The organism is Lutibacter sp., assembly GCF_013041805.1.
Taxonomy (GTDB): Bacteria; Bacteroidota; Bacteroidia; order Flavobacteriales; family Flavobacteriaceae; genus Lutibacter.
On sequence record NZ_JABDRI010000034.1, the window covers coordinates 1 to 18,416 of the forward strand.

An 18,416-nucleotide genomic window follows, 5' to 3' on the forward strand; every position below is an offset into this window, starting at 1 on the left:
TGTGCCGATTGTCATTCAAATAAAACTAATTATCCTTGGTATAGTGAAATTGCCCCTATATCTTGGTATTTAGCACAACATGTAAATGAAGGAAAAGAATATTTAAATTTTTCTGAATGGACTACATATAACAAAAATCAGAAAAGCCACATAATTAACGATTTGGAAGAAGTTTTGATTGATGTTGAAATGCCCTTAAAAAGTTATTTATTAATTCATACTGAAGCTAAATTGAGTCAAAACCAATATGAAACATTGTTGAACTGGGTAAAAACAATTCCTCAAGAATAAAGAAGAATGAAAATTAATAATTTATTAGTTGTATTTTTTTTGTTAGCTATTTTTAGTTTTCAAGCCGTCTTCGCACAAGACAAAATAAATCAGTATAACGCAGATGGCAAAAGAATTGGAGTTTGGAAAAAATTCTATCCTAACAAACGTATAAGATATCAAGGTCAATTTATTGATGGAAAAGAAGTTGGAACTTTTAAATACTACAGTGCTTTAAGTTCTGAGCACCCAACGGCTATTAAAACATTTTTAACCGATGAGCATAAAGCCAAGGTTCAATTTTTTACAGAAAAAGGAGTTTTAAAGAGTTCAGGTGAAATGATAGGGAAAGAAAGAATTGGCAAATGGTTGTATTATCATGAGGACGGAAAAACAATACTTGCCGAAGAAAATTATCAAAATGGAATTTTAAACGGTGTATCTAATACATTTTACAAAACTGGAAAAATAACAGAGTCATCGTATTATGTTCAAGGTAAATTACATGGGAATTTAAAGAGATATGCTGATAATGGTGTATTACTAGATGATTTAAATTATAAAAATGGGAAACTTCATGGTGCTGCAAAATATTATAATATTGATGGTAAATTAATATTTTGGGGTGATTATGAAAATGATGAAAAAGTTGGGAAATGGGAGTTTGTTGATGACGAAAAACAGTAAGATAGTATTAAGAATAATTAATCCATTAAATATGTCAGTCAGCAGTTCCATTTTTAATTAAAAGTGGGAATACTTTTTCAAATTTATCCATTAAAAACACCTTTAATTTCGTATATTTATGTTGTTATAATTAATGATTATCATCGATGTTTTGAAAATTTTAAAAAGTCAACTAAAATTTTTAATGTTTAAAAAAAATCAGACTTATTTTTTTAAGAAGGTAAATTTATTTTTTGTAATTTTTTTGATTGGTTCAATTCAACCTACTTTTTGTCAAATAGGAGAAAACTCATCAACTACCCATCTTTTTCTTGATGAAATTTCAAACAGTATTGATGCGGATTTTTATAAGTACAATGAGCTAATTTCGAAGCATGAAATACTTCAAAAACAATTAAGTGATAGCTTAAATTATTACACTAAAATATCAAAATTAGATTATGTTTTAACCGGAGGTGATATTCATTACCTCAACAATACTTTTTCAAACAGATTAGCTTTACTATTTGAATCTGTTGAGTTTGCTAACTTTGAAATGACCAGAACTAAAAACGAGCAATTCTATTACTTGATTTCAACTCATTTAAAAATAAAAGCACTTCAAAGTTTTTTGCTTCAGCAAAAAGTTATAAATGGTAATTCTAAAATCAATAATTTAATTAATGAAGAAAATTTGTTGTACAGAAATGAGAAAAAATCTTTAAAAAAGATTAAAAGAATTTTGATTTCAAATAGGTTTAGAAAATCAATACTTAACTCTTGGAATACTTCTTTATCTTATGAAAATGTTCAAGAACAAACAGAAATTAGGGCCATTTTAAATGAAATTGAGTCTACTTCCTATTTCCAAAACTATATTGCAACCAAAGAAAATATCAAAAAATCTAAAAAGTATTTTAGGAAGTTAATTGATAAAAAAACAACGTTTTACGCAGAAGTTAATTTTAATAATTTTTTAAACAATATCCTTTCAAGCTTGTCAAATGTGATAAGTAATTTTATGGGAATTTTTTCATTGAGAAAAGGAAAATTAATAAATAATGAAGACTTTATATATAATTCTTTATTACAACTACAGCCTTTAGATGTTATTTTAGAAAAAACACCATTTAAATTAACAGATAAATTTATTCCGGGGTATTGGGGACACGCTGCAATTTACGTTGGGAATGAAACCCAATTGAAAGAATTAGGAGTTTGGAATAATTTTTTTGTAGCTAAATATCATAATGAAATTAAAGAAGGAAAAGTAATTGTAGAAGCATTAAGAAGCAAAGTTGCTTGCAATACATTAAAACATTTTTCAAATATTGATGATTATGCACAATTGAGGTTAGTAGAAGAGCTAACTCTTGATCAAAAAAGAGAAATGATTGAGCGAGTTTTTGCTCAGATTGGTAAAAAATATGATTTTGGATATAATGTTGAGTCTAGTAAAAAAATGATTTGTTCAGAGTTGCATTATATTACATTTGATGAAGTTGAATTTAATACTTCAACATTTATGGGAACTAATACAGTATCAGTTGATCAAATTGCAGAACAAGGTTTAACAGGAGGGGCATTTTTCCCAATTGACTTATATTTAGATGGGATACGAATAGAAGATAAAAAAATGGTGGAAATTTACTGCCAACTTCCAAAAGCTAGCCGCAAAGAAATAAAACAGTTAAAAAAAAGTTTACAAAATTAATGGTATCCTAATAAAGTATACTAAAATAATCATAGTAAATAATTCTATTTTATCAGTCAATATTAACATTATGTAATTAACTTTTATCCACGTAACTTTGCACTCAAAAATTAGAGATAAATGAAACGCGTTATAGTAGGTCTTTCCGGTGGTGTAGATAGCAGTGTAGCTGCTTACTTATTAAAAGAACAAGGGTATGAAGTAATTGGCTTATTTATGAAGAATTGGCACGATGACTCTGTAACTATTTCAAATGAATGCCCTTGGTTAGAAGATAGTAATGATGCGATGCTAGTTGCAGATAAATTAGGAATTCCTTTTCAGGTAGTTGATTTAAGTGAACAATATAAAGAGCGTATTGTTGATTATATGTTTAAGGAATATGAAATGGGGCGAACACCGAATCCTGATGTATTATGTAATAGGGAGATAAAATTCGACGTTTTCTTGAAAATAGCAGAAGAGCTAGGAGCAGATTTTGTAGCAACTGGTCATTATTGCAGAAAAGGAGAAGAAGTCATTAACGGAGAAACTATTTATAAATTAATAGCTGGAGCAGATATTAATAAGGATCAATCTTATTTTTTATGTCAGTTATCTCAAGAGCAATTATCTAAGGCGTTGTTTCCCATAGGTGAATTAACCAAACCCGAAGTTAGAAGAATTGCAACAGAGCAAGATTTAATTACTGCAGAAAAAAAAGATTCGCAAGGTTTGTGCTTTATAGGAAAAGTTCGTTTGCCTGAATTTTTACAACAAAAATTAAAACCAAAGGAAGGCGTTATTGTTAAAATTCCTAACGACTCAAACATATTTCAAAGAGAAACACCTGAATTTTTTACGAAAGAAGATGAATTAGCTTTTTATGCAACAAAATATAACTACTCTTTAGCTGATGGAGCAGTAGTAGGAAAACATCAAGGAGCGCATTACTTTACAAAAGGCCAACGAAAAGGATTGGCAGTAGGAGGTATGAAAGAACCATTATTTGTTATTGAAACAGATGTGGATGAAAATGTAATATACGCTGGTGAAGGTAAATCACATAAGGGATTGTATAGAACTACTTTATTCATCACTAATGAAGAAATTCATTGGATTAGAAAAGACTTAGCTTTAAATAATGGGGAGTCTTTAGACGTAAAAAGCCGAATTAGATATCGTCAAAAATTAGAAAAAGCAACGCTATATAAAGTGGAAAGTGGTATGTATGTAGAATTTGCAAATCCTCAATCTGCTATAACAGAAGGGCAATTTGTGGCTTGGTACATAAATGATGAGTTGTTAGGCTCTGGAGTAATAGCTTAATCTTTAACATTTTTCAAATAAAAAATTCAATTAAAATCTGTATTTTTGATTAAACCCTAAATAAATTTTTGTGAAAAAAGCATTACTTATATTTTTTCTGATTTTTTCTTACAATCAATTAATTGCGCAAGTTGAAGACGCTTGGGTTTATTTTAAAGATAAACCAAATGAAGTAACTTATATGAATTCTCCAATAACTATGTTAACCCAGAGAGCATTAGACAGGCGATCACGATATAATATTTCAATAGACGTTAAAGATGTTCCGATAGAAACTTCGTACGTTTCTCAAATTAAGAATAGTGTTGGAATTACCATTAAAGCCCGTTCTAAATGGTTAAATGCATTACACGTTCAAGGAAGTGAAAATGATATTAAAAATTTGTTGAATCTTAACTTTGTTGAAAGTATTTATTTTGCAAATAAGTTATTAAATACCGTTGGAAAAAGCGCTAATAAAAGCGAAATACAACCTCGAAATAAAGAGGTAGAACTTACCACTCAATTTAATTATGGGAATGCAACAAACCAAATAGAAATGTTACAAGGGCATGTGTTGCATGAGAATAATTTTACAGGAGAAGGAATGCAAATTGCCGTTATTGATGCAGGTTTCCCAAATGTGGATGTGTTTCCTGCTTTTCAAAGATTACGTGATAACAATCAAATTTTAGGAGGGTATGATTTTGTGAATAGAAACGACAATTTTTATACAGGTTACTACCACGGAATGTCTGTTTTGTCGACAATAGCTGGTTATATTGATAATCAGTTTGTTGGAACTGCTCCAGATGCAAAATTTTACTTGTTTATTTCTGAAGATAATGTAAATGAAACGCCTTTAGAGGAAAGTCTTTGGGTTGAAGCAGCTGAAAGAGCCGATAGCTTAGGGGTAGATTTAATAAATACATCATTAGGGTATACCACTTTTGACAATCCAAATTACGATTATGAATATGCAGATATGGATGGTCAAACTACATTTATTTCAAGGGGTGCTGAAATTGCTGCTTCTAGAGGAATGATTGTTGTAAATTCAGCTGGAAATGAAGGGAATAGTAGTTGGAATTATATTAGTGCACCTGCAGATGCCAACTCCGTTTTGAGTATTGGTGCAGTAGATGCAGCAGAAACAATTGCTAGTTTTAGTTCTTATGGACCAACATCAGATGGAAGAATAAAACCTGATGTTTGTGCACAGGGAAAAGATGTTTATATCATTAATTCTGCAGGAAATGTAGCTATTTCAAATGGTACTTCGTTTTCATCACCAGTTTTAACGGGTGTCGTCGCGTGTTTGTGGCAGGCATTTCCAGAAAAGTCCAATACCGAAATCATTCAATTAGTCAAGGAATCATCGCATTTATTTGCGAGCCCTACTGCTCAAGAAGGATATGGTATCCCTAATTTTGAGGCAATTTATAGTTTGCTTTCGCAGGATGTAAATGATTTAGATGGGGATAGTGTATTAAATGAGTTTGATGCGTGTCCAAATACTCCTATTGGCACTCCAGTAAATGAAAATGGTTGCCTTTTATTGCCTTCAAATAATTTCAGCATTGAAGTTATTGGTGAATCTTGCCCTGATAGGAATAATGGAGAAATTACAATTACAGCTTTAGAATCTTATAATTATACAGCAACTATAAATGGTTCAAATTATACTTTTTCAAATAACGAATTAAATATAATAGATTTAGAATCAGGGGAATATGAAGTTTGTATTTTTATTGAAGATCAAAGTTACAGCCAATGCTATACGATTCAGATAGCTGCTGGATCTACTATTTCGGGGAAAGCAAGTATTTCATCAAAATCCGTTGTCATTGAAATTGATGAAGGAACTTCACCTTTTACAATATTTGTAAATGGAGATGAAACAATGCAAACTTTAAATAATAAATTTGAAGTAGCTGTGAATCAAGGAGATTTTGTTGAGGTAAAATCGAGCATTGCTTGTGAAGGTGTTTTCTCCAAAGAAATAGTATTTGAAGGAAGTATACATGTGTTTCCAAATCCTGCAAAAAATAGCATAAGTTTAAATTTTCCTGAAGCTGTTGATCAAGTGCAAATAACTATTTTTAGTTTATTGGGTAAAAGTGTATTAACAAATACAATATCTAAAAATAATCCAGTTGTTGATATTTCATCCTTAAACAAAGGATTATATATGGTTCAAATAACCTATAACGATACCATTAAAACAATAAAAGTACTCAAGAATTAAATGAACAATCGTATTAACAATCTTTTTAAAATTAAATATCCAATTATTCAAGCTGGGATGATTTGGAATAGTGGATGGCGATTAGCGTCTGCGGTTAGTAATGCTGGAGGATTGGGTTTAATAGGTGCTGGCTCTATGTATCCAGATGTTTTGAGAGAACATATTCAGAAATGTAAAAAAGCAACTGATAATCCTTTTGGAGTAAATGTTCCAATGTTATACCCCAACATTGAAGAAATTATGCAAATAATTGTAGATGAGGGAGTTAAAATTGTATTTACGTCAGCAGGAAATCCTAAGACATGGACTCCTTATTTAAAAGAAAATGGTATTACAGTTGTTCACGTGGTGAGTAGTGTAAAATTTGCATTAAAATCTGAAGTGGCTGGTGTAGATGCCATTGTGGCTGAAGGATTTGAAGCGGGGGGGCATAACGGAAGAGAGGAAACAACAACCTTTACGCTTATTCCAATGGTAAAAGAAAAATTAAAAATTCCTGTAATTGCTGCTGGTGGCATTGCCACGGGAAGAGGGATGCTGGCAGCCATGATTTTGGGTGCAGATGCAGTTCAAATAGGAAGCAGATTTGTAGCGAGTGAAGAATCTTCGGCACATATACATTTTAAAAATGAAGTGGTTAAAACTGATGATGGTGATACGCATTTAACGTTGAAAGAATTAGCGCCAGTTCGTTTAATTAAAAATCAGTTTTTTCGTGAATTACAAGAATTATATTTGCAAAAACCTTCCGTTGAACAGTTAAAAGAAAAATTGGGTAGGGCACGTGCAAAAAAAGGAATGTTTGAAGGAGATTTAGAAAATGGGGAACTTGAAATAGGTCAAATTGCAGGATTAATTCATGAGATTAAACCAGCTGCTGAAATTGTGCAAGAAATTGTAAATGAATTTAAGGAAGTAACTTCTTCAATTTCTTCAAAGTTTATTTTTTAGAAGGTGGTGCTTTTTCTTCTTTTTTAGGCATTGGTCCTCGTAAATGAATAACTAAGCCATTCAAAAAATTACGTAAAAATTGATCGCCACATTCCATATATTTAGGATGGTCTTCTTTTCTAAATATTGCACCCAATTCACTTTTTGAAACTTTAAAATCTACCAATTTACATATATCTATAATATCAGTATCTCTTAATTTGTGCGCAACTCTTAATTTTTTAAAAATATCATTATTTGTTAATCCCATGTTGCAAAGTTAATTTTTTATAACTATAAATTTAGGATTAAACTTGTTTTTGTTTAAGTGCTAACTGCATTTGTTTTACAGTCTGTGTGCTATTATCGTGACTCCAACCAGGAGGTCCAAAAGTGTACATAAATTTATGATACCAATTTTTAGATTTTTTGGTATCATTCCAAATATCTTTATATTCATGCGTTAGTATTACCCAAGGATTATAAGAATCAGGAGCATGCGTAACACCATATTGCACCTCTATAGTTTCATCTAATTCTTTCCAAGATCCAAATATCTTATCGAATATATTCAAAAAACCACCATGATTTTTATCCATATATTCCACATTTTTTGCGTGATGAACTTGGTGCATTGTATGTGTATTAAATATTTTTTCAATAAAGCCCATTTTAGGAATGTACTTGGTATGTAATTGAAATTGCCATAAGGCTTCAATACCTAAGCATACCACAACCATTTCTGGTCTAAATCCTAGTGCAGGTATCCACATATAAAATAATGGTTTGTATAAGATGGTAAACCAACCATTTCGCACAGCAGTCCCTAAATTATAATTGTCAGATGAATGATGTACAATATGGGCAGCCCATAAAAACCGAACCATATGGTTTTGTCTATGGAACCAATAATAAGTAAAATCATCTAATAGTTGACAAGCTATCCAAATATACCAAGCATAACCAAACGATTCCCATCCCATAATATTTGTTCGAATACCATTGATTTCAGGATTAAAAATTTCAAAAACAATATTGAATATTACTATTGCAGAAATAGTTTTAATTAATGGAGCAATAATAGCAGATCCAACACCCATAAAAAGGCTAGCCCCTAAATCTTTCCATTCATATAATTTTTTATTGTTATGACTTTTACTGTAGGCAAGTTCAAGCGCTATTAGCGCTAAGAAAACTGGAGCTCCATACACTAATGGGTTGGTTAAATTCATGGTATAATTTTAAGATGCTGAAATTAGTGATAAATTATGAGACCTTATATGATTATTGAAAAAGATGTGACAATTTTTACAGAATTGATAGGTGTTTATAAATTTAATAGCTGAAAAATCAATTTTATTGCATATAGTTTTGATTTACAAAATGACTTTTATCATTTAATTATTAAGCTTAAACTATTAAATTTGAATAACAAGGCTTGTATTTTTAATAAATTATTTTTTTTAAAAGTCAAATCTTCTAATTACACTATTCTAATGAAATTTAATTTAGCAGTATTTTTATTTCTATCATATTTAACGTGTTTTTCTCAAGAAATTTTACCAATTAGCACAGATAATGATTGGGAAGTTTGGTATGACAAAGTTCCAGTTAGTGGTGAAATTAGAGTTGGAATTATGAATTCAATTGGTGATGCTAACATAAATCCTTCTTTCTTTTATGTGATGATACCAAACCACAGTAATAATATACTTCAATGTGAAATAAGTTCTAGAGATGGTAGGTATGAGGCTTCGATTTCGTATAATATTGAAAATTTAAAGCCTGGAAATTATAAATTTAGTTTGCCTACTCAGCATAAAAATGAATTGAAAAAGTATACATCAAAAGATATTACTATATTAACATCTATTGGTGAAACATCATCAGAAAATACTGCATTTTATGTAAGTGCCTCTTGGGATCCAATTGTAAAATATCCCGAAATTATTTATATTTATATCAATTCAGAAAGAAAGTCAACAATTGTTATTCAAAATTTAAAATCTGGAACTTCACAAGGATATCCTTGTGAGAAAATACAAGCTACTTCATCAATTGCTTATAATAGTTTGTGTAAGATTCCAACAAAGAATCTAGATTTAAATTCTACTTTGTTTATTAAACAACGAGTTAGGAAAATGAATAAGATTACCTATAATAGATATCCAATAACTTTTAAATTACCTTCTAATGGGGATGATTAAAAATAAAGTTATACTTGGTATATTATTTATAGTATTTGTAGGTATTGTATTGTTTATTTTTTTTGTTCCAATAACTACAACGTTTAATATTACTGTTGATACAGAAAGAATTTCATATGAAACATTAGACAAAAATAATAGCAGATTAATTGTAATGGAAGCTGAAATTGCAGATGAAGATGCTATTCTTTCAACAAATTTCTCTGGGACAATAGATTTAAATGCAGGTGTAAAAGTTACGGTAGAAAGAATTGCTTTTGGCCCAATTAGTATTATAATTGAAAGTTTAAATTCAAAAAGTATTGGAAAAATTTATAATGGACAAGATGGAGAGTTGTTTCATGAGGCAACTGATTATTTGGAGGTTTATATTTATGATGTTTCAGAAAAAACAGTTAAAGGCCAAACATATATTTTTAGTATTGATGGAAAAGTAAATTTAGGGCGATCTGTAAATCTTGAAATCTTTGGAGAAAGTACAGCACTTTTAAGAAATGGAGATGTTAAAATGATAGGAAAAACATTTTTAAGTGACGACTATTTTGAGGCAGGCTCAAAGGAACTTAATTTAGGAGATCGGTTGGTTTTTGATAAAATACAATCTAAAACATTTGGTTTTGTAACAATTAATGAAAATCCAGGAATGAGTGCGGCTTATAGAGTAACAGCAAAAGAAGCTAGAGTAATAAAACCAGGGCCACAAAATGATACTAGTGGTTATATGATTTCAGCGTCTCTACTGGATAGGTTTTTAAAAGATCGTATGTTTCAAGGTTTATCAATTTTCTTTGGTTTTTTAGTCATAATTACAACGTTGATAACCTTTGTAAAGGATATCACTAAAAATTAAAAAAATGAATAATTCAAAAGTATTGTTATCAATTCTATGTTTAATTGTTTTTTTTCAAATACAAGCCCAAGAATCGGTTTATTTAGAAACGGTAGAGCATGGTCGCGGATTGTTAAAATCAAGATCTGGAGAATGTTTTGTAATTACACCGGCTCATGTTGTAAATGAGTCTATGAGTAAAATTTCTATAATTGGTAATAAGAATGTTTTATCAGGAGGAAATTTAGTGCAAGAGCTTTCATCAGACTTGGCAATTGTTCGTATTGTAGATGGTGGAACACAAAATTGTACAACTTGGTTTGTCCCAAAAAATTATTCTAGTATTTTAAATTCAACAGTTGATGCTTACCTTGAATTAAGAGAAAATAATGGAGGTTCTAAATTAATGCAGGTTTTTATTACTGAAAAAGATGAAGAAACTATTACAATAGTTCCAAAAAGAAATACAGATTCATTTGTGAAAGGAATGAGTGGTGGAGCTCTTTTTACGCAGTTTGAAGGAAAAAAAATATTTTTAGGAATGTTACAGCAAATGGGAGATGATGGAGAAGGGTATGTATACCAAGCTGATGATATGGAACGTATTTTGGGTGGCTTTTTTGAAGAAAATAGAAGTAATTCTTCTAATATAACAATGTCTACAAACAGTGTTGTAGCTTCAGCTATTTCAGTTGAAGAGGAAGGATACCGTTTTGATTTATTGAGTGTTAAAAAATTAGGAACAACAGTTATTTGTAAATTAAGAGTTACAAGTTTAGAGAAAGATGGTGGTCTTATAGCTTATGGAAATTATGGAGATAGGAGCTCTAAAATATATGATCAAAATGGTTTAGAAACTTCAGCTTCAAATGTGAAATTAGGAAGCCAATCAAATGCTTCAAGAGTAGGATTTAATTATACGCTAGTAAAAGGAATCCCAGTTCCCTTAGAATTGACTTTTAAAGAAATAGCTTCAGATGCAACTGGTATAGCATATTTAAAAATTCACGTTAATGATATTGATGTTAAGTTTAAAAATATATCTTTTAATGGAATGAAATCAACTATTGACATCCCATCTTTTGAAAATGTTAATTTTTCTCATCAAGAAGAAGGTTTTAAGTTTGATTTATTGAGTATAAAAAAATCAGGGACTACTGTTACCTGTAAGTTAAGAATTACTAGTTTAGAGAAAGATGGTGGACTAATAGCTTATGGAAATTATGGAGATAGGAGCTCTAAAATATATGATCAAAATGGTTTAGAAACTTCAGCTTCAAATGTAAAATTAGGAAGCCAATCAAATGCTTCAAGAGTAGGATTTAACTATACACTAGTAAAAGGAATCCCCGTTCCTTTAGAATTGACGTTTAAAGAAATAGCTTCAAATGCAACGGGTATAGCATATTTAAAAATTCATATTAATAATTTTGATGTTAAGTTTAAAAATATTTCGTTTTTGTAAAATTATTTATAGCCAATTTTTACGCTTCTTTTAGTTTCAATATTTGAGATATCAAATAATTGTACATCGGCAAATGTTAATGTACTAATCGCTTTTTTTGTGCGCTTACTTTTTTCAGTAGCAGCCATTCTTAATTCTTGGTTTCGAGTAGCAGTTTCAACTATTTTTCTCATTGAGCGTGCATTCCCAAAAAATTTATTTCTGTTCTTATATAAGTGAGAAATATAATTTTTCAATTGTTTTTTAGCATTTTTATCTGCCTTTAACCCTTTGTTGGATAACATTTTTTCAGTTATTTCCCATAATTCATCTTCCGTAAAATCGATAAAATGAAATATTTTATCAAAGCGAGATTTCATTCCGGGGTTTGTTTCTAAAAACTTCCTCATATTTTCTGTGTAACCAGCTACAATAACACTAAACTCACCTCTATGATCTTCCATTTCTTTTATGAGTGCGGCAATTGCTTTTTTTCCAAAATCACTTCCGCTTTTATTTGAGTCGCCTTCTGTTATCGCATAGGCTTCATCAATAAATAAAATACCTCCCATGGCACTTTTAATTAATTCTTTAGTTTTAATAGATGTTTGTCCAACATAACCTGCAATTAAACTACTTCCATCAGCTTCTATTACGTGACCTCTTTCTAACAATCCTAGAGCCTTGTATACTTTACCAATAATTCTTGCTACAGTAGTTTTACCAGTGCCAGGGTTTCCTATAAATACATTGTGCATTGAAAATACCTTTAAAACATCACGGTCTAATTCTCTATAATATTTAGTTAATCGAATCAGTTCTTGAACTTCTTGTTTTATCTGTGTAAGCCCTATAAGTGCATTTAATTCACGTAATGCTTCATCTAATAAAGGAGTATCAATATCTAACAATAGTTTATTTTTACTATTATTTTTTTCTAGATTTTCAACATCCTTTTCTTGAATAGTACTAAGAAGTTCTTTTGTGATTTTATCTTGAGCATATTCTCTAACTAGTCTTATACCCAAATTCATTTTAGCTTCATCTATCAATGAATGAACAAAACGGGCATTTCCAAAAGTTTTATCACGTTTTCTGAACGCGTTTGTTACTATTTTTTTTAGTTTTAAGAGTGCTTTTGCAGAAAGTTTAACACTTTTCTTTTTTGAAGCAAATTTTGCAATTTCAACTAATTCAATGGGTGTAAAATCCTTGAAATGGTAATGATTTGAAAAACGAGACTTTAAACCTGGATTCGAATTAATAAAACTTTCCATTTCTTTAGGGTATCCCGCTACCATAATTGCAATATCTCCAGGTCCATCGCTCATCTCAGTTATGAGTGCAGCAATAGCCTCAGGCCCAAAATCATTTGTTACACCTTCTTTATAGAGCATATATGCTTCATCAATAAATAGAATACCACCTCTTGCTTTTTCTATAAATTTTTTGGTATTCTCTCCAGTTTGCCTCACATAGCCAGAAATTAAATCATTACATTCTACAGTTACTACATGACCTTTCGATAGTAATCCCATAGCCTGGTATATTTCACCGAGTAATTTAACTACAGTTGTTTTACCGGTTCCTGGATTTCCAGTAAACACGCTATGTAGATTAATAGTGTCGGTATCTATAATCCCGTTTTCTTTTCTGATTTTTAAATAGGTTACGTAATCAATGTATTCTCTAATTTTATATTTAATTTCGGTTAAGCCAATAAGCTCCTCTAGATCAAGTAACAGTTCTTCAATAGATTTTTTTTCAGTACTAGTTTTATAATTAACTTCAGTTTCAATAGCGGTGCTCTCTTTATTTATTGAATTATTGTTTGTGTTTAATTCTTCATTCGGATTATAATCATCTTCAAGTATTGCTCCATAATCAGCAGCTCTTACTAGTAAATCATCTCCTATGCTAAAAGGAATTAAGGCAACAACTGTATCCATAAAAACCACTTCGATTCTATAATTATCTTTCAACCACATATTGGTATCTGAACTGCCATATCCAGCAGTAAGTATATTTGTTTCATTTCCATTGCCTGGAGTAATCGTGGTCCTTATATCAGAGACACCAATTAAGAGTCCTGAATCATCATAATAGTTAAAAAACAATTCGCATAACCACGGCCTATCAACACTGTTTATAAGTGTTAATTCAGACATAATATAATGAGTTTGATTATGAACAAATTGTTTAAAATACAAGCGGTTCTCAATTAGATCTTCTTTATTGTTATTTTCATAGGTTTTTATAGAAGCAACTTTAAAATATGGATTGCTTATTGAAGTTACAATACCAACATCCTCTATAAAAAATTTAGTTGAAGCAATAAATTCGTCATCTATAAATACATCCCAAATGTATTCTCCTTTTTCCCAATAAGTTCCGTGTTCATCATTTCCCCATCCGTAATCACAAACAACAATATTTAACTCTTTTTGAATTGTATAATCTTTTGAGTTTACGCAAAGTTCTTTTTCTTTTTCATTATTTTTAATACGATACGCTTTAAAAGTAATGTTAGTTTTCCAGTCTTTTTCATCAAAGTATTTATTATAAAATTCTAAAGCAACACTTAAATAATTAATTTCTCTTTTTTCAAATACTTTTCTATATCGTCTTGTATTATTAATTGTTCTATCCCAAGCATATGTTTTTAAACTACTAAATTTATAATACTTTTTATTATCCTTATTGAACCACATATTGATTTATAAATTAAAAATAATGCGCAATTTTATGAGATTAAATTTAAAATTAAGTTAATTACTTAAAGTATTAAGTGATAAAAGTCATTTAATATGGATGCACTGAAATTTTAGCTGTTTCAATTTCAAGATTTTATAAAGAGATAATTTTTTTGCTATTCGTTTTTAATACATGGATAAAAAACTGAAAGTAGGAGGTGAAACAAATAAATTAAAAAGATATATTTTTTGAAGTATATAGGGTTCGGACTCCCATAAGGTAGTTTGGAGATCTATTGCCTTTATTTTGTAAAAATGAGCTTAATAGCAACAATTAACATCATTACACCAAAAATTCGTTTTAACATTCTTTGGTCAATTTGAAGGGCAATTTTTGATCCAATGAAGCCACCAATAATAAATAAAACCGAAACTATTAATGCAACTTTCCAATCAATATTACCACCATCACCTGCGGTTTGATAATTATATACAGCTAAAAAAGTTACAGGAGGTAGCATAACTGCTAAACTTAAGCCTTGTGCATTGTGCTGTGTTAACCCAAGAAAAATAACAAAAAGAGGTACCATTATAATTCCGCCACCAACACCTACCAAGCCACTAAGAATTCCAGCTAATAAACCAATAATAATTAAAGTAATAATTGTCGTAAGCGTCATTTTCATATTAGTTTTCCGAAGGAATTTTTAATTCATAAAGTTTACGAGACTTATTGTTTAAGTTATTTTCACGTAGCCAAGGATTGTGTATTTTTAGCACTTTATAATTTATACCTAGATTTTTAGAAAATTGGGCAATATTTGTAATTGCTGTATCTACTTTAATAGTTTTTGTTTGTTCTAATTTATATAAATCTTCAGTTTCAAAAACAAAACCATATTTTTGAGGATTCGATAAAATTTCTTTTAAGGCTACCATTCTTGGTACATAGCGCTGCGTTTCTTCGCCTAAAAGTAAATCGTAATAACTTGTCACTTTTTGTGCCTCAATTTTTCTAGCCATACCTGCGTTACCTGCATTGTAGGCCGCCGCCGCCATGGTCCAACTACCGAAGCGCTCTTTAGCAGCATTTAAATAATCACAAGCAACTTGAGTTGCTTTTTCCAAATGATAACGCTCATCAACATTTGTATTGATTTCTAATCCATTTTCTCTACCAGTTGACTTCATAATTTGCCAAAATCCTCTTGCACCAGCTGGTGATGTAACATTTTGTAAGCCACTTTCAATTACAGCTAAATATTTAAAATCGTTTGGAATTCCATTTTTTTCTAAAATTGGTTCAATAATTGGAAAATACTTATGTGCTCTTTTAAATAAAAGTAAGCCATTAGACTGCCAATAGGTGTTCACCAATAATTCTCTATCAATACGCTCTTTAATGTCCGCTTTTTCAAGAGGTACTTTTTCTCCTGCAAACGTTAAATTTAAAGGTATTTTTAGCGCTTTTATGCGATAGGTTTCACTTGTGTTTTTGTCATTCTCAATTTTGCCATCTGTATTTTTTTCAATCGTTGTATTTGTTGAAAAAATAAATAATGAACTTATCATTATGATGGCGATAAGGCCTAAAATTTTTATTGATTTGTTCATAGTATGAGTATTTATTAAATGGTAAATTACAAATTATTTTGAAGTTAAAGTAATAAGATTACTATTTTAACAATTAAAGTGCATTTGTGATGAGATCACTAATTTTTTTTGCTTTATTTAGAATCATTATATGAGTGCCTTTATCGATGCGAATGCAATTTTTTATATGTTTAATGGGAAAAATTCCATCATCAACTCCATGAATATGAAGTATATTTTCAAGAGGCTTATTTTGTTTCCAGTAAAGTACATTGTGTATGGCCCAAGTTAAATAACCAGCATCTCTTACCGATAGATATTCTTTATACAAAGCTACGCGCTTTTTAGCGTAATTTCCAAATGCATATACTGAGAAATCTTCTAAATTTGTAATTGCTTTTGTTGGAAATAACTTATAAGCTTTTGTTTTTTGAACTGCTTTTAAGCGATTTGGTAATTCGTTTTTACTTTTAACACTTGAAATAATGATAACTTTTTTTGTTTTTAAATGTTTACTCATTTCTTGTGCCATAATACCTCCAAACGAAACGCCTACAAGTACTGGATTTTCTTCAATAACAAAAGCAGCCATTCTTTTCGCATAATTTTCTATGGTCTCTTTTTCTGAAAGAGGCAATAGCCATTCTAAAAAATGGAGCTCAAATTTTGTTTCAGAAAATTGTAAGTATTCAAATATTTTGGGACCCGCCGCTAGACCAGGAATAAAATAAATATGAATTTTAGCGTTGCTCATAGATTAATTTATCATTCCTAAAACAATAGGTTTTAAACCACTAAAGAAAAATTCTACAGCAATTACCATTACAATTAATCCCATTAATCGCATCATAACTTTATTACCTGTAGATCCTAACTTCTCCGTAATTTTACTTGCACCAACTAAAATTAAATAAGTTAGTAATAGCATTACAGCTATGACTACTATCAATACTATTTTTTGTTTGATTTCACCAGCATCTTCCATTAAAATAATGGCATTTGTGATGGCTCCAGGACCACAAATCATTGGAATGGCAAGAGGAGTAATTGAAATATCTTCAACATACGCATCAATTTTGTTTTCATCATCAGTATGTTTAAAACTTCCCAATCTCGCTTGTAGCATATCCCAACCCATGGTAAAGAAGATAACTCCTCCAACTATTCTAAAACTGTTCACTGAAATTCCGAAGAAATTAAATAAAATCTGACCAGAAAATGCAAAAGCAAGGATGGTAAAAAAGGCAACCAACGTTGCTTTTTTAGCTGTTTGTTTGCGTCTTTCTTCACTTAATGAGGCTGTCATTGTCATAAATATAGGCATAGTACCTAATGGATTTATGATGGTAAAAAACGAGGTAAATACTAACAGCGCAAAGGTGTATAAATCAGTTTCAGGTATCATTTTAGAATATAAATTTTATTAAAAAAAACAGGATTTAATTAGTGAACAAAAGTAGGTTGATTTATCCAATTAAAACGCACAATTCCATCTTCATCTATGGTTGTTAATTTTATGTGATGTAACGTATTCACCAATTCAGGATTCCAGGGTGTTTTAACTTTTACATAATTTTGGGTAAAACCGTGAATATAACCTTCTTTATTTTCGCTTTCAAAAAGTACTGTAAGCTCATTTCCTAACTGACTTTCATAAAAAGCTCTTCTTTTTTTAACAGATAAACCTCTAAGCATTTTACTACGTTTAGCTCTTACTTTTTGTGGTACAACACCATCCATTTCAACAGCTTCAGTATTTGGTCTTTCAGAATAGGTAAACACGTGTAAATAAGAAATATCTAATTCATTTAAATAATTATAGGTTTCTAAAAAGAGCGCATCGGTTTCACCGGGAAAGCCAACAATAACATCTACTCCAATACAAGCATTTGGCATTGTTTTTTTGATAGCGGCAACTCTATTGTCATATGTTTCACGTAAATATCTACGTTTCATTAATTTTAATAGCGTATCGCTTCCACTTTGCAATGGAATATGAAAGTGTGGTACAAAACTAGTTGATTGTGCAACAAATTGAATGGTTTCATTGGTTAGCAGGTTCGGTTCAATAGATGAAATTCGCAACCTGTGAATTCCTTTCACTTCATCCAATGCTTGTACCAATTCAAAAAAGGTATGTTCATGCTTTTTATTTCCAAATTCACCTTTTCCGTAATCACCAATATTTACACCCGTTAATACAATTTCTTTAATTCCTTTTGATGATATTTCTTTGGCATTTTGAAGCACATTTTCTAAGGTGTCACTTCTAGAAATACCTCTCGCTAGCGGAATAGTGCAATAGGTACATTTATAATCGCAGCCATCTTGTACTTTTAAAAAGGCACGCGTTCTATCTCCAATGGAATAAGAACCTACATAAAAATCGGCTTCTTCAATTTCACACGAATGTACTTCGCCCATTTCATTTTTAGAGAGATCGTTTATATAATCAGTAACTTTAAATTTTTCAGTTGCTCCTAAAACCATATCAACACCATCAACAGCTGCTAATTCTTCTGGTTTTAACTGAGC

General features: G+C 30.3%; 17 protein-coding genes. 9 read left to right on the forward strand and 8 right to left on the reverse strand.

Annotated features, from left to right (window positions below; all coding sequences use genetic code 11):
* The 6 genes from HKP59_RS04725 to HKP59_RS04750 form a co-directional block, all read left to right on the forward strand.
* A partial coding sequence (locus HKP59_RS04725) for a heme-binding domain-containing protein (protein WP_291803985.1) occupies positions 1-291 on the forward strand: 291 nt, incomplete at its 5' end.
* A gap of 6 nt (positions 292-297) precedes the next feature.
* Positions 298-957 (forward strand): toxin-antitoxin system YwqK family antitoxin, encoded by a 660-nt coding sequence (locus tag HKP59_RS04730; protein WP_291803987.1) that lies wholly within the window; start codon positions 298-300, stop codon positions 955-957.
* Positions 958-1,201: 244 nt separating this feature from the next.
* Positions 1,202-2,650, forward strand: coding sequence for a YiiX/YebB-like N1pC/P60 family cysteine hydrolase (locus HKP59_RS04735; protein ID WP_291803990.1), 1,449 nt, complete (start codon positions 1,202-1,204; stop codon positions 2,648-2,650).
* Positions 2,651-2,770: 120 nt separating this feature from the next.
* A complete protein-coding gene (gene mnmA, locus HKP59_RS04740) occupies positions 2,771-3,958 on the forward strand; it encodes a tRNA 2-thiouridine(34) synthase MnmA (protein WP_291803993.1) in 1,188 nt (395 codons plus the stop codon).
* A 70-nt stretch (positions 3,959-4,028) separates the two neighbouring features.
* Complete coding sequence (locus HKP59_RS04745; RefSeq protein ID WP_291803995.1) at positions 4,029-6,185, forward strand: S8 family serine peptidase; 2,157 nt, start codon at positions 4,029-4,031, stop codon at positions 6,183-6,185.
* Positions 6,186-7,136, forward strand: a complete 951-nt coding sequence (locus HKP59_RS04750; protein WP_291803998.1) for a nitronate monooxygenase — start codon at positions 6,186-6,188, stop codon at positions 7,134-7,136.
* Here HKP59_RS04750 and HKP59_RS04755 read toward each other — a convergent pair.
* A complete protein-coding gene (locus HKP59_RS04755) occupies positions 7,126-7,386 on the reverse strand; it encodes a DUF1456 family protein (RefSeq protein ID WP_291804001.1) in 261 nt (86 codons plus the stop codon). The two genes, HKP59_RS04750 and HKP59_RS04755, sit on opposite strands and share 11 nt — an antisense overlap.
* Positions 7,387-7,423: 37 nt before the next feature.
* Complete coding sequence (locus tag HKP59_RS04760) at positions 7,424-8,347, reverse strand: sterol desaturase family protein (RefSeq protein WP_291804003.1); 924 nt, start codon at positions 8,345-8,347, stop codon at positions 7,424-7,426.
* A 264-nt stretch (positions 8,348-8,611) separates the two neighbouring features.
* Between HKP59_RS04760 and HKP59_RS04765 the strand changes: the two genes are divergently transcribed.
* Genes HKP59_RS04765 through HKP59_RS04775 form a run of 3 tightly spaced genes read left to right on the forward strand, consistent with a single transcriptional unit; the run spans position 8,612 to position 11,616 of the window.
* On the forward strand, positions 8,612-9,322 hold the full coding sequence (locus tag HKP59_RS04765) for a hypothetical protein (RefSeq protein WP_291804006.1): 711 nt from the start codon (positions 8,612-8,614) through the stop codon (positions 9,320-9,322).
* Positions 9,309-10,172 (forward strand): hypothetical protein, encoded by an 864-nt coding sequence (locus HKP59_RS04770; RefSeq protein WP_291804008.1) that lies wholly within the window; start codon positions 9,309-9,311, stop codon positions 10,170-10,172. The genes HKP59_RS04765 and HKP59_RS04770 overlap by 14 nt, the downstream gene beginning before the upstream one ends.
* 4 nt (positions 10,173-10,176) lie before the next feature.
* Positions 10,177-11,616 (forward strand): hypothetical protein, encoded by a 1,440-nt coding sequence (locus HKP59_RS04775; protein WP_291804010.1) that lies wholly within the window; start codon positions 10,177-10,179, stop codon positions 11,614-11,616.
* 2 nt (positions 11,617-11,618) lie between these two features.
* Here the strand turns inward: HKP59_RS04775 and HKP59_RS04780 are convergent, their stop codons facing one another.
* The 6 genes from HKP59_RS04780 to HKP59_RS04805 all read right to left on the reverse strand — a co-directional run.
* The gene (locus HKP59_RS04780; RefSeq protein WP_291804013.1) at positions 11,619-14,306 is read right to left on the reverse strand and encodes an AAA family ATPase; all 2,688 of its coding nucleotides are present in this window, start codon (positions 14,304-14,306) and stop codon (positions 11,619-11,621) included.
* Positions 14,307-14,590: 284 nt separating this feature from the next.
* Positions 14,591-14,968: a sulfite exporter TauE/SafE family protein gene (locus tag HKP59_RS04785; protein WP_291804015.1), complete on the reverse strand. Its 378-nt coding sequence runs from the start codon at positions 14,966-14,968 to the stop codon at positions 14,591-14,593.
* A gap of 7 nt (positions 14,969-14,975) precedes the next feature.
* Positions 14,976-15,902: a lytic transglycosylase domain-containing protein gene (locus HKP59_RS04790; protein ID WP_291804017.1), complete on the reverse strand. Its 927-nt coding sequence runs from the start codon at positions 15,900-15,902 to the stop codon at positions 14,976-14,978.
* Between the two features lie 73 nt (positions 15,903-15,975).
* Positions 15,976-16,635, reverse strand: coding sequence for an alpha/beta hydrolase (locus HKP59_RS04795; protein WP_291804020.1), 660 nt, complete (start codon positions 16,633-16,635; stop codon positions 15,976-15,978).
* A 3-nt stretch (positions 16,636-16,638) separates the two neighbouring features.
* Positions 16,639-17,286, reverse strand: coding sequence for a MarC family protein (locus tag HKP59_RS04800; protein ID WP_291804022.1), 648 nt, complete (start codon positions 17,284-17,286; stop codon positions 16,639-16,641).
* 38 nt (positions 17,287-17,324) lie between these two features.
* A partial coding sequence (locus HKP59_RS04805) for a MiaB/RimO family radical SAM methylthiotransferase (protein ID WP_291804025.1) occupies positions 17,325-18,416 on the reverse strand: 1,092 nt, incomplete at its 5' end.

Coding starts and splice junctions, on each gene's coding strand:
- mnmA (WP_291803993.1), top strand. CDS start 2,771: ATGAAACGCGTTATAGTAGGTCTTTCCGGTGGTGTAGATAGCAGTGTA.
- HKP59_RS04765 (WP_291804006.1), top strand. CDS start 8,612: ATGAAATTTAATTTAGCAGTATTTTTATTTCTATCATATTTAACGTGT.
- HKP59_RS04795 (WP_291804020.1), bottom strand. CDS start 16,635: ATGAGCAACGCTAAAATTCATATTTATTTTATTCCTGGTCTAGCGGCG.
- HKP59_RS04750 (WP_291803998.1), top strand. CDS start 6,186: ATGAACAATCGTATTAACAATCTTTTTAAAATTAAATATCCAATTATT.
- HKP59_RS04775 (WP_291804010.1), top strand. CDS start 10,177: ATGAATAATTCAAAAGTATTGTTATCAATTCTATGTTTAATTGTTTTT.
- HKP59_RS04785 (WP_291804015.1), bottom strand. CDS start 14,968: ATGACGCTTACGACAATTATTACTTTAATTATTATTGGTTTATTAGCT.
- HKP59_RS04755 (WP_291804001.1), bottom strand. CDS start 7,386: ATGGGATTAACAAATAATGATATTTTTAAAAAATTAAGAGTTGCGCAC.
- HKP59_RS04770 (WP_291804008.1), top strand. CDS start 9,309: ATGGGGATGATTAAAAATAAAGTTATACTTGGTATATTATTTATAGTA.
- HKP59_RS04790 (WP_291804017.1), bottom strand. CDS start 15,902: ATGAACAAATCAATAAAAATTTTAGGCCTTATCGCCATCATAATGATA.
- HKP59_RS04730 (WP_291803987.1), top strand. CDS start 298: ATGAAAATTAATAATTTATTAGTTGTATTTTTTTTGTTAGCTATTTTT.
- HKP59_RS04780 (WP_291804013.1), bottom strand. CDS start 14,306: ATGTGGTTCAATAAGGATAATAAAAAGTATTATAAATTTAGTAGTTTA.
- HKP59_RS04760 (WP_291804003.1), bottom strand. CDS start 8,347: ATGAATTTAACCAACCCATTAGTGTATGGAGCTCCAGTTTTCTTAGCG.
- HKP59_RS04800 (WP_291804022.1), bottom strand. CDS start 17,286: ATGATACCTGAAACTGATTTATACACCTTTGCGCTGTTAGTATTTACC.